The organism is Pseudomonas sp. ASL4 (genome assembly GCF_056680395.1).
This window is the reverse complement of sequence record NZ_CM155280.1, coordinates 3,827,606-3,845,017: the sequence shown is the minus strand read 5'-3', so window position 1 is coordinate 3,845,017 and position 17,412 is coordinate 3,827,606. Positions and strand designations below refer to the sequence as shown.

At 60.4% G+C, this 17,412-nt stretch carries 17 protein-coding genes; 16 read left to right on the top strand and 1 reads right to left on the bottom strand.

Annotated elements, in window-relative coordinates; all coding sequences use genetic code 11:
* Positions 1–27 precede the first annotated feature (27 nt).
* The 16 genes from AC1MEW_RS17365 (at position 28) to AC1MEW_RS17290 (ending at position 15,861) form a co-directional block, all read left to right on the top strand.
* Positions 28–1,029, top strand: coding sequence for an ABC transporter substrate-binding protein (locus AC1MEW_RS17365; protein ID WP_480423000.1), 1,002 nt, complete (start codon positions 28–30; stop codon positions 1,027–1,029).
* Positions 1,030–1,057: 28 nt separating this feature from the next.
* A complete protein-coding gene (locus AC1MEW_RS17360; protein ID WP_480422999.1) occupies positions 1,058–1,834 on the top strand; it encodes an ABC transporter permease in 777 nt (258 codons plus the stop codon).
* Entirely contained in the window at positions 1,834–2,598 is a 765-nt protein-coding gene (locus AC1MEW_RS17355; RefSeq protein ID WP_480422998.1) for an SDR family oxidoreductase, read from the top strand. The genes AC1MEW_RS17360 and AC1MEW_RS17355 overlap by 1 nt, the downstream gene beginning before the upstream one ends.
* 13 nt (positions 2,599–2,611) lie before the next feature.
* Entirely contained in the window at positions 2,612–3,163 is a 552-nt protein-coding gene (locus AC1MEW_RS17350; RefSeq protein WP_480422997.1) for a cupin domain-containing protein, read from the top strand.
* A gap of 4 nt (positions 3,164–3,167) precedes the next feature.
* Positions 3,168–4,052 (top strand): alpha/beta fold hydrolase, encoded by an 885-nt coding sequence (locus tag AC1MEW_RS17345; RefSeq protein ID WP_480422996.1) that lies wholly within the window; start codon positions 3,168–3,170, stop codon positions 4,050–4,052.
* Entirely contained in the window at positions 4,049–4,885 is an 837-nt protein-coding gene (locus AC1MEW_RS17340; RefSeq protein ID WP_480422995.1) for an IclR family transcriptional regulator, read from the top strand. The genes AC1MEW_RS17345 and AC1MEW_RS17340 overlap by 4 nt, the downstream gene beginning before the upstream one ends.
* 1 nt (position 4,886) lies before the next feature.
* Positions 4,887–5,684: an SDR family oxidoreductase gene (locus AC1MEW_RS17335; protein ID WP_480422994.1), complete on the top strand. Its 798-nt coding sequence runs from the start codon at positions 4,887–4,889 to the stop codon at positions 5,682–5,684.
* The gene (locus AC1MEW_RS17330; protein ID WP_480422992.1) at positions 5,677–7,359 is read left to right on the top strand and encodes a thiamine pyrophosphate-binding protein; all 1,683 of its coding nucleotides are present in this window, start codon (positions 5,677–5,679) and stop codon (positions 7,357–7,359) included. The genes AC1MEW_RS17335 and AC1MEW_RS17330 overlap by 8 nt, the downstream gene beginning before the upstream one ends.
* 10 nt (positions 7,360–7,369) lie before the next feature.
* Entirely contained in the window at positions 7,370–8,173 is an 804-nt protein-coding gene (locus AC1MEW_RS17325; protein ID WP_480422991.1) for an aspartate dehydrogenase, read from the top strand.
* Positions 8,174–8,183: 10 nt separating this feature from the next.
* Entirely contained in the window at positions 8,184–9,680 is a 1,497-nt protein-coding gene (locus AC1MEW_RS17320; RefSeq protein WP_480422990.1) for an aldehyde dehydrogenase, read from the top strand.
* Positions 9,677–10,642 (top strand): VOC family protein, encoded by a 966-nt coding sequence (locus tag AC1MEW_RS17315; RefSeq protein WP_480422988.1) that lies wholly within the window; start codon positions 9,677–9,679, stop codon positions 10,640–10,642. The genes AC1MEW_RS17320 and AC1MEW_RS17315 overlap by 4 nt, the downstream gene beginning before the upstream one ends.
* A 13-nt stretch (positions 10,643–10,655) precedes the next feature.
* A complete protein-coding gene (locus AC1MEW_RS17310) occupies positions 10,656–11,798 on the top strand; it encodes an FAD-dependent monooxygenase (protein ID WP_480422987.1) in 1,143 nt (380 codons plus the stop codon).
* A gap of 102 nt (positions 11,799–11,900) precedes the next feature.
* Positions 11,901–12,128, top strand: coding sequence for a recombinase-like helix-turn-helix domain-containing protein (locus AC1MEW_RS17305; RefSeq protein ID WP_480422986.1), 228 nt, complete (start codon positions 11,901–11,903; stop codon positions 12,126–12,128).
* A gap of 21 nt (positions 12,129–12,149) precedes the next feature.
* Entirely contained in the window at positions 12,150–13,184 is a 1,035-nt protein-coding gene (locus tag AC1MEW_RS17300; RefSeq protein WP_480422985.1) for a Rieske 2Fe-2S domain-containing protein, read from the top strand.
* A 98-nt stretch (positions 13,185–13,282) separates the two neighbouring features.
* Positions 13,283–14,242, top strand: a complete 960-nt coding sequence (locus AC1MEW_RS17295) for a PDR/VanB family oxidoreductase (protein WP_480422984.1) — start codon at positions 13,283–13,285, stop codon at positions 14,240–14,242.
* 389 nt (positions 14,243–14,631) lie between these two features.
* Complete coding sequence (locus AC1MEW_RS17290) at positions 14,632–15,861, top strand: hypothetical protein (RefSeq protein WP_480422983.1); 1,230 nt, start codon at positions 14,632–14,634, stop codon at positions 15,859–15,861.
* Between the two features lie 452 nt (positions 15,862–16,313).
* On the opposite strand, the gene AC1MEW_RS17285 is transcribed toward AC1MEW_RS17290, so the two are convergent.
* A complete protein-coding gene (locus tag AC1MEW_RS17285; RefSeq protein ID WP_480422982.1) occupies positions 16,314–17,411 on the bottom strand; it encodes an extracellular solute-binding protein in 1,098 nt (365 codons plus the stop codon).
* Position 17,412 lies beyond the last annotated feature (1 nt).

The following is a 17,412-nucleotide window of genomic DNA, read 5'->3' as shown; positions in this document are numbered from 1 at the left end:
TGGCCATCAACCGATCCAGGAGTACGCATGATCAAGTCGCTGTTTCAATGCTTCAGCCAGGCCACCGGCATTGCCCTGGGTCTGGGCATGGCATTCGCCGTTCAGGCACAGCCAACCGACGTGACCTATTTGTTGCCGGCGCCGCCGAACCTTCCAGCATTTGCCCCGTGGATCATCGCTCAGCAGAAGGGCTACTACGCCGCCCGGAACCTGAACATGAACTTCATCGCAGCCAAGGGCGGTGTGGACGTGGCAAAACAGATCGGTGCCGGTAACGCGATGCTCGGCGGTGCCATCGGTGATACGCCGATTGTGGTCCGTGCCAACGGGATTCCGGTTCGCGCGGTCGCGGTGCTGGGCGCCGGCGGTGTCACCATGATTGCTACCAATGCGGCGCAAAACATCAACTCGATCACTGACCTCAAGGGCAAGACGGTGACCGTGATGTCGTACTCGGACACCACGTACTACGCCTTGCTCGCTTCCTTGCGAAAAGCTGGCCTGAGCAAAAACGATGTGAACATTCAGGCTGCCGGCCCGGCAGGTGTCTGGCAGTTGTTCTCGGCCGACAAAGCCGAGGCAATGGCCGGTGTGCCGGACTGGGTGATCAACGCCGAAGAAGCAGGATTGAAGATCAAGCTGATCCCGCAAGCGCAAATATTCGAAAGCATGGCCCAGTCGATCGTGGCCTCCGATGACGCCATCAAAAATCACCCGGACATCGTTCGCGGCACGGTCCAGGCAACGCTGCAGGGTATGCGCGACATCATCCAGGACCCACGTGCGGCCGCCGTAACCTTTGCCAAGGCGGTCCCCGCCTACGCGGGCAAGGAGGACTCGCTGGAGAAAATCTTCAAGCTCTATGTCGAGCATGTCTACGCCAACCAGACCGTACTGGGCCGAATCGACCCGGCGCGACTGGAAGCGGTCCGTCAGTTCTACGTCAGCGAAGGCATCGTCACCCAGGAACCGAAGCTCGATGACCTGTACACCAACCAATTCATCGACACCCAAACTGCCGCGCAATAACGGCGAGTGACAACAAGGTAACGACACGATGAAAAACCTCAATAACTCCGTGTTTGGCAGCGTCGCCCTGCTGATCCTGTTCCTGGTGCTTTGGCAGTGGGGGCCGGGCCTGCTTGGTATGCCCGAATTCGTGATGCCGAAACTGAGCCGGGTCGCCCAGGAAAGCCAGGTGATGTGGCACACCGGCGGCTTGCTGCAACACACCCTGATCACTGCGTTCGAAATCATTGTCGGCTTTGGCCTCGGCGCGTTGCTCGGCGTGGCAATCGGTGTCTCGCTCGGGCTCTCCCCTAGCGCAGAAGCCATGCTGTCGCCTTACATTCTGGCGCTGCAAATTGCCCCGAAAGTTGCCTTCGCCCCGCTGTTCGTGATGTGGTTGGGCTACACCATTTACCCGAAGATTCTGATCGCCATCCTGATCGTGTTCTTCCCGGTGATGATCAACGTGCTCTCGGCGATCCGCACCGTTGATCCGGACATGATCAACCTGGTGAGGACGATGAACGCCAGCCGCTGGCAGATCTTCCGCCTGGTGGAATTTCCCTCGGCCATGGCTGCTCTGTTCTCCGGTTTGCGCATCGCTTCGACCCTGGCGGTGATCGGTGTCACCGTCGGAGAACTGGTCGGCGGCAACCAGGGCCTGGGCTTCCTGCTGGTTGATGCCGAAGGTCAGGGCAATACGGCGGGCGTGTTCGTCGCCATCGTCATGCTCACGCTGATTGGTGTACTGGCTTATGGCGCGGTGGTCTGGACCGAGAAACGCGTCCTGCACTACATGCCAAAAGCCATGTTGAGTACCCAATAATGACCGACCTCAATCGTTTGCTCGAAGGCCGTCGCGTACTGGTCACCGGTGGCGCTCGCGGTTTGGGTTACGCTTTTGCCCAGGCGATCGGCCGGGCCGGTGCCCATGTGGTGATCGCCGATATTCTCGCCGAACGCGTGCAGCAATCGGCCGCCGAGCTGGTCGCCGAAGGCCTGACCGTGCATGGCGTGACGGTTGATCTTGCGCAGCCTGCCTCTATCGATGCCTGCATCGCTGAAACCAGCCGTTTGCTCGGCGGCCTCGACGGTCTGGTCAACAACGCCTCGATCACCAACTCCGGTGGCAAGAGCTGCGAAGAACTGAGCCTCGACACCTGGGATCAGGTCATGCAAGTCAACGTGCGCGGAACCTGGCTGATGACCAAGGCCTGTCTGCCGGCCCTGCGGGCCAGCGGCCATGGTGCCATCGTCAACCTGGCCTCTGACACCCCCCTGTGGGGCGCGCCGAACCTGTTGGCCTATGTCGCGAGCAAGGGCGCAATCATCGCCATGACCCGCAGCCTGGCCCGCGAGCTCGGCGCCGACAACATCACGGTCAACGCCATCGCGCCTGGGCTGGTGCTGGTCGAAGCCACCGCTTACGTGCCCGAAGCCCGTCACCGTTTGTACAACGAGCAACGGGCCATTCAACGCACGCAACTTCCCGAAGACGTCAGCGGCGCCGTGCTCTTTGCGCTGTCCGACCTCGCCCGCTTCATCACTGGACAAACCTTGCCGGTCAACGGCGGGTTCGTCATGCCTTGATCTGGAGACAGCCATGACCGATCTATCCGCAAACCTTACGGCTCAGCAAGACACCCCTAAAAGCTGGGAACAGCCAGCCGGCAGCGATCTCGAAAGCTGGATGAACACCCGTATCGCCCGCTACGACACGCGCAAATACGACTGGAACGCGCTGAAGTTCCAGGCCGACTACGACCCCAAATTCCGTCGTGCGCAAATGCGCTACATCGGCACCGGTGGCACTGGCGTCAGCACCGATATGAACACCATCCCGTCGGAGAACTTCACGTTCTCCACCATGGTGATTCCGGCCGGCCATGAAGGCCCGCCGCACCTGCACACCGACGTTGAAGAAGTGTTTTTCGTGTTGCGCGGCAAACTCAAAGTGGTGATCGAAAAGGACGGCGAGCGTTTCGAAACCATCCTCACCGACCGCGACGTGATTTCCGTGCCGCCCGGCGTGTACCGCGAAGAGATCAACATCGGCGACGAAGACGCGCTGATGTGCGTGATGCTCGGTGCGAAAAAACCGCTGACCCCGACCTACCCGCCAGAACACCCTCTGGCCTCGATCAAGCGCGGATAAGCTCATGTTGCACGCCATCGACAATCCCGTTGCGCAGCTCACCGCTGACCTTGAAGCACGGCTGCCCCTGCACTTTCCCTTGCACACGCTGCAGATCGCTGGCGGACAGCAGGCCTTTCGCGAATGCGGGACCGGTCCGGCCATTGTGTTGTTGCACGGGATCGGCTCGGGCTCGGCGTCGTGGTTAGATGTGGCGCAAGAACTTGGCCAAAGCGCTCGGGTAATTGCCTGGGACGCTCCCGGTTACGGTGATTCCACGCCACTGAGATCGTTGGCCCCCGACGCTTCGGACTATGCCGAGCGACTGCTGCAGATGCTTGACGCATTGGCTATCCAACGCTGCGTGCTGGTGGGGCATTCCCTCGGGGCGATTACCGCCACAGCGTTCGCCAGTGGCGTGCACCAACAGCGAGTTAGCCGGCTGGTGTTGATCAGCCCAGCCCAGGGTTACGGCCATCCATCGCGTGCCTTGCAGTGCCAGGAAGTTCGCAGCAAACGCCTGCGTGCGCTGGAACAACTGGGTATTCAACGCATGGCCGAGCAACGCAGCGCTCACATGCTTTCACCCGCCGCCAGCGTAAAGGCACACGCCTGGGTGCAATGGAACATGGCGCGGCTCAACCCCGAGGGTTATCGCCAGGCCATTGAGCTGTTGTGCGGTGATGACCTGCTGCGCCATGCCCCACTGTCGATGCCTTGCGAAGTGCATTGCGGTGAAGCGGACGGCATCACCGCTCCCGAAAACTGCCTGACCCTGGCCAAGGCCCTGGGCGGGACTTTCAATCTGATTACCGGTGCCGGGCACGCCAGCCCCATCGAACAACCTTGTGTGGTGGCGGGCCGTCTGGCCTGTGCCATCAAAGAATCCCTGACAGGTGCATCGCTATGAACGATTCAGATCTGCTGAAGGACTCTCAAGACAAATACATCGTGCCGGGGCTGGAGCGCGGCCTGCTGCTGCTCTGCGAGTTCAGTCGCAGCAATCGCACACTGACCGCGCCGGAACTGGCCCGGCGCCTGGCGCTGCCGCGCTCGACGATCTTTCGCTTGCTGACGACGCTGGAAACCATGGGCTTCGTCACCCGCAGCGGCAACGAATACCGCCTCGGCATGTCGGTGTTACGCCTGGGCTTCGAATACCTGGCCTCCCTGGAACTGACCGAGCTCGGCCAACCGCTGCTGGCCCGCTTGTGCGACCGCCTCAACTACCCGAGCAATCTGGTGGTGCGCGACGGCCGTTCGATCGTCTACGTCGCCAAGGTCTCGCCGCCATCGGTGTTCTCCAGCGCGGTAAACGTCGGCACTCGCCTGCCCGCCCACGCCACGGTACTGGGGCGCATTTTGCTCGAAGACCTGTCGCTGGCCGAGTTGCGTGATTTGTACCCGGAAGATCATCTGGAACAGTTCTCGCCTTGTACACCGAAAACCGTGATGGAGCTGTTTGACATGGTCCAGGCTGACCGTCAGCGCGGTTTTGTCAGCGGTGAAGGGTTCTTCGAGTCGGCCATCTCGACCGTCGCCGCACCGGTACGCGATCAATCCGGCCAGATCATCGCCGCCTTGGGCGTGACTATTCCTACGACCCAAATCGTTCACGTCAACTTCAACGAGTTACTCCTGCAAGTGCGTCGCAGCGCTGACGAGCTGTCGCGGTTGCTCGACTACAACAGTGGTGCTGCCAACGACGGCCAGAACCGCGTGACTGCATTGATGAGGGATTGAGATGAGTCTCTATCAACTGCAAGGCAGCACCGCGATTGTCACCGGCGGCTCTTCGGGCATTGGCCTGGCCTGCGTCGAGTTGTTGCTCGAAGCCGGCGCCGCCGTGGCCTTCTGCGGCCGCGACGAAGATCGCCTGCGCAGCGTCGAAACCGAGTTGCGTCAACGCTTTCCCGAAGCGCGGCTGCTGGCCCAGGTCTGCAACGTGCTCGACGCGGACTCGGTCAGGTCCTTTGCCGCCGCCAGCCTGGCTGCGTTAGGGCCAGCCTGCGTGCTGATCAACAACGCGGGGCAAGGTCGGGTGTCGACCTTCGCCGACACCAGCGATAGCGCCTGGACCGAAGAGCTGCACCTGAAGTTCTTCTCGGTAATCAACCCGGTCCACGCCTTCAAGACACAGCTGCAAAGCCAGCCGGGCGCGGCCATCGTCTGCGTGAATTCGCTGCTGGCCAGCCAGCCGGAACCGCACATGGTCGCCACATCGGCCGCCCGCGCCGGGGTCATGAATCTGGTGCGCTCGATGGCCACCGAATTTGCCGGTCAGGGTATCCGGGTTAACGGCATCCTCATTGGCCTGGTCGAGTCAGGGCAATGGCGCCGACGTTTCGAGGCCCGCGAAGAGCGGGATCTGGACTGGACCCAATGGACCGCCCAACTGGCGCAACGCAAACACATTCCCCTGGGGCGCCTGGGCCTGCCGATTGAAGCGGCCCGCGCGATCCTTTTTCTGGCCTCGCCTCTGTCGGCTTACACCACAGGCAGCCATATCGATGTTTCTGGAGGCCTGTCCCGCCATGCGTAACGAAAATACAGTCACCGTTGGCGCTGCCATCACCGCCTTTCTCGAGCAGTGCGACGTCAAAGCCGCGTTCGGCGTGATCTCGATCCATAACATGCCGATCCTCGATGCCTTCGCCGTGCGCGGCAACATCCGTTTCGTCATGGCCCGGGGTGAAGCCGGCGCAACCAACATGGCCGACGCGTATGCCCGCACCACCGGCGGCCTAGGCGTCTGCCTGACGTCCACTGGCACCGCGGCCGGCAATGCCGCCGGCGCCATGGTCGAAGCGCTGACCGCCGGCACACCGCTGCTGCACATCACCGGACAGATCGAAACGCCGTATCTGGATCAGGAATTCGCCTACATCCATGAAGCACGCGACCAACTGAACATGCTCAAGGCCGTGTCAAAGGCCGCATTTCGTGTGCGCAGCGTCGAAACCGCCATCAGCACCCTGAAGCTGGCAGTGCAAACCGCCCTGACCGCCCCCACCGGCCCGGTCAGCGTGGAAATCCCGATCGACATCCAATCAACTTTTATCCCGATGCCGACCGATCTGTCACCACTGCCGATTGCGGTTGCCGTACCCGCGCCTGAAGCGCTGGACCTGGTGGCCGAGCGTCTGGCCACCGCCAAGCGTCCACTGCTGTGGCTCGGCGGCGGCGCGCGGCATGCCGGGGCGCAAGTCAAACGCCTGCTGGACATGGGCGTCGGCGTGATCACCTCGACTCAAGGTCGCGGCGTGGTCAACGAAGATGACGAGCGCTGCCTCGGCGCGTTCTCGCAAAACAAACTGGTCGAACAGTTCCTGCAGAGCTGCGATGCCCTGCTGATCGCCGGTTCGCGTCTGCGCAGCAACGAGACCTTCAAGTACGCGCTGAAATTGCCGCGCAATACCTTGCGTATCGACGCCAACCCGGCCATCGAAGGTCGCAGCTATAACAGCGAACTGTTCATCTGTGGCGATTCGGCACTGGCCCTTGAAGGCCTGGCTGATCGTCTCGAAGGTCGCTTGCAGATCGACCCGACTTTCCTCGCCGAGCTCAAGGAGGTCCGCGAAAAATCCCGAACCCAATTGATCGCCGACCTCGGCCCTTACTCGGCCATGGTCGAGCAACTGCAAGCCATTACCGGGCGCAATTTCTCCTGGGTGCGCGACGTAACACTGTCCAACAGCATCTGGGGCAACCGCCTGCTTACGCTGTTTCATCCGCGCTCCGGTGTGCATGCGCTGGGCGGCGGCATTGGTCAGGGCCTGTCGATGGGTATCGGTGCCGCCGTGGCCGCTGCTGAAACCGCGCCTGAGCGCAAGGTCTTCGCCCTCGCCGGCGACGGCGGTTTCATTCTCAACCTCGGCGAGTTGGCGACGCTGGTGCAAGAGAAGGCCAACGTGGTGATCCTGCTGATGAACGATCAGCGTTATGGGGTGATCCGCAACATCCAGGATGCGGTCTACGGCAGCCGTCACTGCTACGTCGACCTGCACACCCCGGACTATTCCAAGCTGGCCGAATCCCTAAATCTGCGCCACGGGCTGGTCACCGATCTGAAGAATTTCGGCAGCGTTGTCGACAGCGCGCTCGGCCAACCCGGGCCGTTTCTGCTGGAAGTCGACATGCTCAGCGTCGGCAGTTTCGCCACCCAGTTCGCCGGTCCGCCCAACAGCGAAACCAAAGCGCAAAAAGCCACGGCCTGAGGACTTCGTCATGTTGCATATCACCATGATCGGCTGCGGCGCTATTGGCGTCGGCGTGCTCGAACTGCTGGAGAAGGACCCGCAGCTGTGCGTTGACTATGTCATCGCCTCGGCCGGGTCTGAAGAGCTGGTGCGCCAGCGGCTGGCCTGCTTCAAACAGCCGCCGCAGGTGCTGACGGCGTTACCGGCCGACGCCCACCCTGACCTGCTGGTCGAGTGCGCCGGCCACCGCGCCATCGAAGAGCATGTATTGCCAGCGCTGGAACGCGGCATCGCCTGCCTGATCGTCTCGGTCGGTGCGCTTTCCGAAGTCGGCCTGGTCGAACGTTTGGAAGCGGCGGCCGAGCGAGGCCAGACCCGCATCGAATTGCTGCCCGGCGCCATCGGTGGCATCGACGCCTTGTCGGCGGCCAAGGTCGGCGGGCTGGACTCGGTTAATTACATCGGCTGCAAACCGGCGCGAGCCTGGAAAAACACCCCAGGCGAACAGGTCTGTGATCTGGACAGCATTACCGAAGCGACGGTGATTTTTCAGGGCAGCGCCCGTGAAGCTGCACGGCTCTACCCGAAAAACGCCAACGTCGCCGCGACTTTGTCGCTGGCAGGGCTCGGTCTGGATCGCACCCACGTGACACTGATCGCCGACCCGCTGAGCGAGGAAAACGTCCATCACTTCGAAGCCCGCGGCGCCTTTGGTGGTTTCGAAATGAGCCTGCGTGGCAAACCGCTGCTGGCCAACCCGAAGACCTCGGCACTGACCGTCTACAGCGTGGTCCGTGCCCTGGGCAACCACGCCCATGCGATTTCCATCTAGGGGACAGTCGATGACTCTCGAACAGACTTTACCGATCTGCATTGCCGGCGACTGGCGACTGGGCCGCGGCGAGCGCTATGCCACCTGCTACCCCGCCACCGGCGAAGCGGTAGCCTGGCTCAACGCCGCCAGCGTGGAAGACGTTGAAGACGCTGTGCAAGGCGCCCATCAGGCGTTTCTGCACAGCGGTTGGGCGCAGCGCAAACCCCACGAACGCGCCGGCGTGCTGTATTGCATCGCCGAGCTGATCCGTCAGCGCAGCGAAGAACTGGCGCAATTGCAGCGTCAGGACAATGGCAAACCGATCAACGAAACCCGTGCGCTGGTGACCAGCGCCGCCGGCACCTTCCAGTTTTTCGCCGCAGCCTGTGAAACCCTGGAAGAAACTATCACGCCGTCGCGCGGTGACTTCGTCAGCATGAGCGTTTACGAGCCGATGGGGGTGGTCGCCGCAATCACCCCGTGGAACTCGCCGATTGCCAGCGAAGCGCAAAAAGTCGCTCCGGCCCTGGCCGCCGGCAACGCGGTGGTGATCAAGCCAGCGGAAATCACGCCGTTGATGGCCTTGCAACTGGCGCGCATTTGCGAAGACGCCGGGCTGCCGAAAGGTCTGCTCAGTGTGCTGCCCGGCAAGGGTTCGCTGCTCGGTGATGCATTGACTCGCCACCCGCTGGTCAAGCGCGTGTCGTTTACCGGCGGCACCAAAACCGGCAAACACATTGCCCACATCGCCGCCGACAAGATGATGCCGGTGTCGCTGGAACTGGGCGGCAAATCACCGACCATCGTCCTCGATGACGCCGACCTCGACCACGCTGTAGCCGGGGTGTTATATGGCATTTTCAGCTCCTCGGGCGAGGCCTGCATCGCCGGTTCCCGGTTGTTCGTCGCCCGCCCACTATACGAGCCGTTCATGGCGCGTCTGGTGGCTGCGGCGGCCGAGTTGCGGGTCGGCGATCCGGCCGATGAGCGCACGCAAATGGGCCCGCTGATCAGCGCCGGCCACCGCGAATCTGTGGAGCGCTACGTCGCTCTGGGGCTGGCCGAAGGTGGGCGCTTGCGTCTTGGCGGCCAACGGCTGAGCGGCAGAGTTTACGACCAGGGTTATTACTACCCGCCGACCATCCTTGAAGGCCTGAACAACAGCCAGCAGGTTTGCCAGGAAGAGATCTTCGGGCCGGTGCTGGTGGCCATGCCGTTCGATGACGAAGCGCAATTGCTCGAACAGGCCAACGACAGCCTGTACGCCCTCGCTGCCGGGATCTGGAGCCGTGACTACAAACGCGCCTGGGCTCTGGGTCGGAAAATTCAGGCTGGCACGGTGTGGATCAACACGTACAAGCAGTTCTCGATTTCCACGCCATTCGGCGGCTGGCGCGACAGCGGTCTGGGTCGTGAAAAGGGTCGCCTGGGCATCCTGCAATACATGGAACAGAAAAGCCTCTATTGGGGCATGAATGAACAGCCACTGGCCTGGGCCGGTGTACCACGAGAGGTAGGGTTATGAGCGTTTTAGGCATCGATGAAGTCACCTATGGCGTCGAGGACCTCGACACCTGCGTGCGTTTTTTCAGTGACTGGGGCCTGAGTAAAATCAGCGAGCAAGCCGACGAGGTAATCTTCGAAACCCTCAACGGCTGCCGCGTGGTCCTCGCCGACCTCAACAAGTCCGGGTTGCCGCCGGCCATCGAGGCCGGTTCGACCGTGCGCGAAGTGGTCTGGGGCGTCGAAAGTGAATCCGATCTTGCGCTCTACAGCGAACGCATCGCCCATGATCCGGGCTTCATCGAAGCCAATGGGCGCATCGGTTGCACCGACCCCAATGGCCTGGCGATTCGCCTGCAAGTGACCCGCAAGCGTGAGCTGGAAATCGAGTGCAGCGGCCATAACACCTGGCAGACCAAAGGCCGGATCAACAAGGCGGCGCCGATTTACGAACGAGCCACGCCGATCGAAGTCGGACATGTGGTGTTTTTCGTCAAGGACGTGAACGCCTGCGAAGCCTTCTACCACGAGCGTTTCGGCTTCCAGGCCTCGGACCGTTATCCGGATCGCGGGGCTTTCCTGCGCACCGCCGAAGAAGGTGGCCACCACGACTTGTTCATGCTGCAACTGCCCGCACCACGGGCCGGGCTGAACCACGTCGCGTTTACCGTGCGAGATGTGCACGAAGTGTTCGGTGGCGGCATGCACATTTCCCGCAGCGGCTGGGCAACGGAGATCGGCCCCGGTCGGCATCCGGTGTCTTCGGCGTTTTTCTGGTACTTCAAGAACCCGGCCGGCGCGCTGGTCGAGTACTACGCCGACGAAGACCAACTGACCAGCGATTGGCAGCCGCGCAGTTTCGAACCCGGCCCGACGGTATTTGCCGAATGGGCGATCGCCGGAGGCATCGATGGCAATACCCGACGCCAGCAACATGTCGAAGCGCCGCAAGGCAAATTCCTTACCGATAAGCCGAAACCCTGAACAGGAGTAACCCATGTCTTCCCTGAATATCGCTATTGCCGGCGCGGGTATCGGTGGTCTGACGGCCGCCATTGCCCTGCACCGCGCAGGCCATAACGTCACCGTATTCGAACAGTCGAAAGCCTTTTTGCGGGTCGGTGCCGACATCAACCTGACGCCCAATGCCGTACGCGCACTGGATGGTCTTGGGGTCGGCGCTGCGGTGCGCATTCCGGCGGCTCGTCCGACACACCGCATTAGCCGGCTGTGGGACAGCGGCGTGGAAACTTCGCGCCTGGAAATGTCCGATGCTGCTGAAAAGAAATACGGCGCGCCGCAACTGACTATTCACCGCGCCGACCTGCTGGCGGCGCTGGCTGAAGTCTTCCCGCTGGAGCAGGTGAAGTTCGGCAAGCGCGCCGAGCAGGTGCTGCAAACCGCCAACGGCATCGAGTTGTGCTTCAAGGATGGCAGCCGCCACGTCACCGATCTGTTGATCGGCGCTGACGGCATCCATTCGGTGGTGCGCAATGCACTGTTCGGTGAGGAGCAACCGCGCTTTACCGGTGTGGTCGCTTACCGCGCCGTAGTGCCGGCCGAAAGCGTGGCCCATGTGCCGAACATTCAGGCGTTCACCAAATGGTGGGGCCCTACCCCTGAAAGTCAGATCGTCACCTTTCCGCTGAATCAGGGCCGGGACATTTTCATCTTCGCCACCACCGCTCAGGACAGCTGGCATGAAGAGTCCTGGACCAGCGCCGGCGATGCCGAGGAATTGCGTAGCCACTATCAGGACTTCCATCCGGATGCCCGTGCGTTGCTCGATGCCTGCCGCGAGGTGCTCAAGACTGCGCTGTACGAACGCGACCCACTGCCGTTCTGGTCCAAAGGTGCGATGACGCTGCTCGGTGACGCCTGCCACCCGATGATGCCGTTCATGGCTCAAGGTGCTGGCCAGGCGATCGAGGATGCCGTGGTGCTTGCGCGCCATCTGCAAGGCCTGACCAGTAACGCGCAGATCGCCGATGCCCTTCAGGCGTACCAGCAGGCGCGGCTGCAACGCACCAGCCAGATCCAGATTGGCTCGCGCGGCAATCAATGGCTCAAGGACGGTGGAAACGCCGATTGGGTTTACGGTTATGACGCCTGGACGGTGCCGACGTTGAGCGCAGCCTGACCCATGACACGCGCATCGGCGAAACATTGCCGATGCTCACGTATGACTTTATTCCCGTGCACGAAATGATCCGCGAACGGGTACGCATTGGAGGTCGATGAGATGAGTAATACCGAACCTTACGTGGAGCCGCATCAGGCCTGCAAACGCCCGAATACCCAGTTCGAAGAGTTGCTCGGCGACTCCATAGAGCGCGCTTTTGGCAACGGTGTGACCGAGCTGCCCGCCCTGCTCGCGCACTTGAACCTGGCCGGGCCGCCCTGCCCGCTGACCAGTGGAGAGTGGACTGAAGACGCCTATAAAACCCTGATGGCTCGGCTGGGCGAATGACCCGCCGGAGGACAATAAGAAATGAACATGAATACAACCGTCGACCCTGTTGAAAACCTCTTGGCCAATGGTTTGAAAGATCTTTGGTTTCCGGTCCTGCCCTCCGACCTGCTGGGTGTAAAACCCGTGTCGATCCGTCGCCTGGGCTACAAGATTGCCCTGTGGCGTGACAACGACGGCAGCGTACATGCCCTTGAAGACCACTGCCCGCATCGCGGCGCGCCGTTGTCCCAGGGCCCGGTGTTGGGTGATCGGCTGCAATGTCCTTATCACGGCGTCGAAGTGCGCTGCGACGGCACTGTCACCAAAGTCCCCGGCAGCCCCGGTTGCAAACTCGAAGGCAGCCGCCCGACGCGGATGTTCCACACCCGTGAAGCCGCCGGCGCGATCTTCCTCTACAACGCTACCGAGCCGCACGTAGACACTCCGCCGGAGCTGGTGTTGCCCGAACAATTGACCTCCCCGCAGTGGAGCAGCTTCGTCTGCTACACCGAGTGGAAAGGCGATTATCGCTACGTCATCGATAACGTCATGGACCCGATGCACGGCACCTACCTGCACAAGATGTCGCACTCCATGAGCGAAGGTGAAGCCACCGCCAAATTCGTCACCCGCGACACCGACCACGGGTTCTTCTTCGAGAAAGAAGGCCAGCGTGGAGTGAATTTTGACTGGACCGAATTCATGGACAACAGCTGTCACTGGCTGCGCCTGGAAATCCCGTATCCGAAAACCGGCGGCCCGGGCGGTAACTTCACCATCATCGGCAGCTATACGCCGAGCAGCCGTTCGTTATCGGCGGTGTTCCACTGGCGTTGCCGTCCGCTGACCGGCTGGCAGCGCGATACCTGGCGTTTCCTCTACAAGAACCGTCTGGAAGCACGGCACTGGGCGGTGCTGGAACAGGATCGGGTGCTGCTCGAATTCATGGAGCCGGACGCCAACCAACGGGAAAACCTCTATCAGCATGACCTCGGTGTGGTGCGCCTGCGTCGTTACCTGAAAAACGCAGCCAAGGCCCAATTGGAACTGATCGACGCGAAGCAGTTGCCATGAATGCAGCGATACGGCGTGAGTTTCCCGAACTGCGGGTGGAGATCGAGGCCGGCGCGCGTCTCGGGCTCGATTTGCAAACTGTCGAAAAGAGGTGACCGATGTCTCATTCCTCCCCCCTGACCGCGCTCGTGCACACCTTGCGCTACGAAGCCGAAGGCATCATCAGTGTCGAGTTGCGGCCGTATGGCGATACCGTGTTCGCTCCGTTCGACGCCGGCTCGCACATTGACCTGCATTTGCCCAACGGCCTGGTGCGCAGTTACTCGCTGCTCAACTCGCCCAGCGATCAAGGTCGTTATGTGGTGGGCATCCTGCGCGATCGCAACAGCCGTGGCGGCTCGGAGTATGTGCACGGACAGCTGCGTGTCGGCATGCAATTGTCGATCTCCTCGCCGCGCAATAATTTCCAGCTCGACCTGAATGCCAGGCACAGTGTGCTGGTGGCGGGTGGTATCGGCATCACGCCGATCTACTGCATGTTCCGCCAGTTGCTGGCGCTGGGAAAATCCGCCGAGTTGATTTACTGCACCCGTTCGCGCCAGGAAGCGGCGCTGGTGGAAGAGCTGAGCGGCTTGAGCGCAAAAGTGCTTTACCACTTCAACGATGAAAAAGGCATGCCGCCGAACCTGAGCGCTTATCTGGCAGGTCAGCCCGACGACACGCACTTCTATTGCTGTGGTCCAACGCCAATGCTCGATGCCTTCGAAAGCACCTGTGAAGGCCTCGGTTACCCCCATGCGCATATCGAGCGTTTCGCGGCAGCGGAACTGCCGCCGTCCGAAGACGCGCAAAGCAGTTACAGCGTCGAGCTGAAAAAAACCGGCAAGACGCTGTCGATCGAACCGGGCTTGAGTTTGCTTGACGTATTGCTCAACGCGGGTTGCGACATCGAGTACAGCTGTCGCGAAGGGGTTTGCGGGTCATGCGAAACACGAGTACTGGAAGGTGATATCGACCACCGTGACGGCGTGCTGACCAAAGCCGAGCGCGCGGCGAATAAGTCGATGATGGTGTGTGTGTCAGGTTGCAGGAGCCGGCGCCTGGTACTCGACCTATAACACTGCGATCGATTTCATCTATTAAACAGGCCGACACTTTCGTCGGCCTTTTTTATGCGCGTGAAGTAAAGACGCACAGTTAACGTGCAGTTTCGTTACTTCGTCAGCCCTGCGTTTCACGGGCAATACAAAAAGATCTGTTTCCCATATAAACAATTGTTTTTGCTGAACTTATTGTTAGATATAAAGAACCTCCAGCAGTTGGCATGGTTTCTGCTCTATTCCTGCCAGGTTCATAGGTCAGACGCCGTATTACATACGAAACAGCCAAAATAAAAAACGCACTTCAAAACAGCAACACTTTAGTCATTCGTCCATTGCCACTTTCAAGGCAAGCGGAAAAGTATTGCCGGTTACTTTGTCGTGCCCAACACTGCTGGGGAGTCAACATGAAGAATAACGTTATATGTCTGGGACTGATGTTGAGCAGTTGTGTCAGTTTCGCGGGCGAACCCGGTCCTGCCGCGCCCGAAACAACAACGACGAGTAAAAAGCCGTTTCCACACATCGCCTGGCGCAGCGACGATGGCGAAAGCAGCCTGGACATCGGTGGCGCCTTGCGTACCAACTACCGCGACGAGCATTGGGACACCACGGAAAACAATGGCCGATTTCTCTTTGATACTTTCCGAATCGATGTGCAGGCGACCTACAAGAACCTCTTCAGTGATGTCGGCTACTGGTTCCAGGATGACGGCAAACGCTCCATCGATCGCGGCTTCATCGGCTATCGCCTGAACAATAATTCAAACCTGCAACTGGGCGCGCCGTTCAAGCCGTTCGGCCTGGAACCGTATCCTCAATTCGGCTGGAGTTATCACCTGCCCTTCTTCATGGGCTATGGCGTCAGCGCCGGCACGGGTTTGAAGTACAGCTACAAGGACAAGGACTGGGACCTGCAACTGGGTTACTTCCCCCGGATGCTGCCGTCGGACATTCGCTACTCGCCGGAAATCGGGCGTTACGCCGACCTTAAGGACAATGCAATCCCCTTCACCCAGTCGCGCCAGGACAACGAGAAACACAACCAGCTCAACGCTCGCGTCGCGCGGACCTTTGTCAACGACGGCTGGAAAGCAGAGGTCGGTGCATCGGTGGCCGCGGCCCAACTGTACAACGCCACCACCAAAGACGACGGCGACTACTGGGCCGGTGGCATCCACGCCATCATCAACACCGGCCAGTGGACCGTCAGTACCCAAGGCATTCGCTACGAATACGACCCGAAAAACCCTGCCGGTGTCAGTAAAGACTCAGTACTGATGGGCGGTAACGGCCTGACGCCCGCGTATCTGATCGCCTCCAAAGCCACCATTGCTTCGCTGAATGTCAGCTACGACATCCTCACGCCGAAGTTGGGGCAACTGAAGAAGATCAAGTTGTACAACGACTACAGCCGGATGATGAAGGACAAGAGCGGTTGGGACGACTCGCAGATGTACACGGTCGGTGCGCAGTTCCTGGCCATGCCGATCATGGCGTGGGTCGACCTGACCTGGGCGAAAAACGCCAACCCGTATGGCGGTGCGGAAAATGGAACAGGTTTTACCAATACCAATTCGATCGGGAGCAATGAGTGGTACTACCGGACGAATATCAATATTGGGTATTACTTTTAATCCGGGAGTGCGGGCTGTTGCCTACAGTGACAAATCTGCCGGCAACTTTGGTTTTTGGGTCGTTGCGCGTGGTGTTCCAGATGATGTTTCAGATCCGGTGGTCTCCCACAGGAGAATGCATTCCCAGCGTGGGAGCTTGCTCGTGATGGCGGTCTAACAGGCGAAATCACTGTTGAATGTGCTGGCCTCTTCGCGAGCAAGCTTTGCTCCTACAGGGGTTCTATGTCGGGCTGGGTATTTGTGTGCAACCCGATCAACTGTGGGAGCGAGCCTGCTCGCGATGGCGTTCCAACAGGTGAAATCATTGTTGAATGTGCTGGCCTCTTCGCGAGCAAGCTTTGCTCCTACAGGGGTTCTATGTTGGGCTGGGTATTTGTGTGCAACCCGACCAACTGTGGGAGCGAGCTTGCTCGCGATGGCGTCAGCCCGTCCAACACAACTCCAAAGGCCAATCACAACCCCGACTTCAACCGACTAAACGCCCGAACCAAAGCCCGGTTAAAGTCTTTCCCATTGTCATTCTTGCTGTACAACGAAGCCCGCACCTGCGCCGACGGATACGTCCCCGGATCATTACGAATCGCCGGATCGATCAACCCGTCCGCCGCTGTTATCGCGTTGGCGTAGTGAATGGTGTCAGTGATCGGCGCAATCACTTGCGGCGTCATCAGGTAATCCATCAACGCCAGCCCTGCCTGCGGATGCGGCGCGTCCTTGGGGATGACCATGGCATCGAACCAAATCAACGTGCCCTCCTTCGGGATTCGGTAATTCAATTTGAACGGCTTGTTCGCCGCCGTAGCCTGACCGGCAGCAATGGCGACGTTACCGTTCCAGGACATCGCCACACAGGTGTTGCCATTGGCCAGGTCGCTGATGTTCAGGTCGTTGTCGAAGTAGCGGATGTACGGCCGGATCTTCGCTAATTGCTGTTCGGCGAGTTTCAGGTCATCGAGGCTCTGGCGGTTGATGTCCAGGCCCATGTACTTCATGACCGCGGCAAACACCTCATTGGGATCGTTGAGCAGGCTGACCCCGCAATCGGCGAATTTCGACACCACGGCCGGGTCGAACAACATCGCCCAGCTGTCCCGTGGCGCATCAGGCAAACGCTTTCTGACCGCCTCTTCCTGTGCACCTACGCCGGTGGTGCCCCAGGCGTAGATCCCTGCGTAGCGATTGCCCGGGTCGAACACCGCCATGTGCTGGCGGAACTCTTCACCGACGCCGGCAAAGTGCGGCAGTTGCTGGTGGTCCAGGGGCTGGATCGCGCCACTCTGGATCGCCCGGGACAGATGCTGCCCCGCCGTCAGCACCAGGTCATAACCGCTACGGCCGGTGAGCAGTTTAGTCTCGACGGTTTCCAGGGAATCGAAGTGATCGGCCACCACATGAATACCGGTCTGCTTCTCGAAATTGCTCAGGGTATCCGGGGCCAGGTACTCGCCCCAGATGTATAGGTTGACCACCGGTTTTTCGGTGTCGGCGGCCTGCACACACAGAGGTGCGAGCATCAGCATTAACGCTTGAGTCAGTTTGTGCAGGCCCATG

Excerpts from the sequence above, each read along its gene's own strand:
- AC1MEW_RS17365 (WP_480423000.1), top strand. The coding sequence starts at position 28 with ATGATCAAGTCGCTGTTTCAATGCTTCAGCCAGGCCACCGGCATTGCC.
- AC1MEW_RS17360 (WP_480422999.1), top strand. The coding sequence starts at position 1,058 with ATGAAAAACCTCAATAACTCCGTGTTTGGCAGCGTCGCCCTGCTGATC.
- AC1MEW_RS17355 (WP_480422998.1), top strand. The coding sequence starts at position 1,834 with ATGACCGACCTCAATCGTTTGCTCGAAGGCCGTCGCGTACTGGTCACC.
- AC1MEW_RS17350 (WP_480422997.1), top strand. The coding sequence starts at position 2,612 with ATGACCGATCTATCCGCAAACCTTACGGCTCAGCAAGACACCCCTAAA.
- AC1MEW_RS17345 (WP_480422996.1), top strand. The coding sequence starts at position 3,168 with ATGTTGCACGCCATCGACAATCCCGTTGCGCAGCTCACCGCTGACCTT.
- AC1MEW_RS17340 (WP_480422995.1), top strand. The coding sequence starts at position 4,049 with ATGAACGATTCAGATCTGCTGAAGGACTCTCAAGACAAATACATCGTG.
- AC1MEW_RS17335 (WP_480422994.1), top strand. The coding sequence starts at position 4,887 with ATGAGTCTCTATCAACTGCAAGGCAGCACCGCGATTGTCACCGGCGGC.
- AC1MEW_RS17330 (WP_480422992.1), top strand. The coding sequence starts at position 5,677 with ATGCGTAACGAAAATACAGTCACCGTTGGCGCTGCCATCACCGCCTTT.
- AC1MEW_RS17325 (WP_480422991.1), top strand. The coding sequence starts at position 7,370 with ATGTTGCATATCACCATGATCGGCTGCGGCGCTATTGGCGTCGGCGTG.
- AC1MEW_RS17320 (WP_480422990.1), top strand. The coding sequence starts at position 8,184 with ATGACTCTCGAACAGACTTTACCGATCTGCATTGCCGGCGACTGGCGA.
- AC1MEW_RS17315 (WP_480422988.1), top strand. The coding sequence starts at position 9,677 with ATGAGCGTTTTAGGCATCGATGAAGTCACCTATGGCGTCGAGGACCTC.
- AC1MEW_RS17310 (WP_480422987.1), top strand. The coding sequence starts at position 10,656 with ATGTCTTCCCTGAATATCGCTATTGCCGGCGCGGGTATCGGTGGTCTG.
- AC1MEW_RS17305 (WP_480422986.1), top strand. The coding sequence starts at position 11,901 with ATGAGTAATACCGAACCTTACGTGGAGCCGCATCAGGCCTGCAAACGC.
- AC1MEW_RS17300 (WP_480422985.1), top strand. The coding sequence starts at position 12,150 with ATGAACATGAATACAACCGTCGACCCTGTTGAAAACCTCTTGGCCAAT.
- AC1MEW_RS17295 (WP_480422984.1), top strand. The coding sequence starts at position 13,283 with ATGTCTCATTCCTCCCCCCTGACCGCGCTCGTGCACACCTTGCGCTAC.
- AC1MEW_RS17290 (WP_480422983.1), top strand. The coding sequence starts at position 14,632 with ATGAAGAATAACGTTATATGTCTGGGACTGATGTTGAGCAGTTGTGTC.
- AC1MEW_RS17285 (WP_480422982.1), bottom strand. The coding sequence starts at position 17,411 with ATGGGCCTGCACAAACTGACTCAAGCGTTAATGCTGATGCTCGCACCT.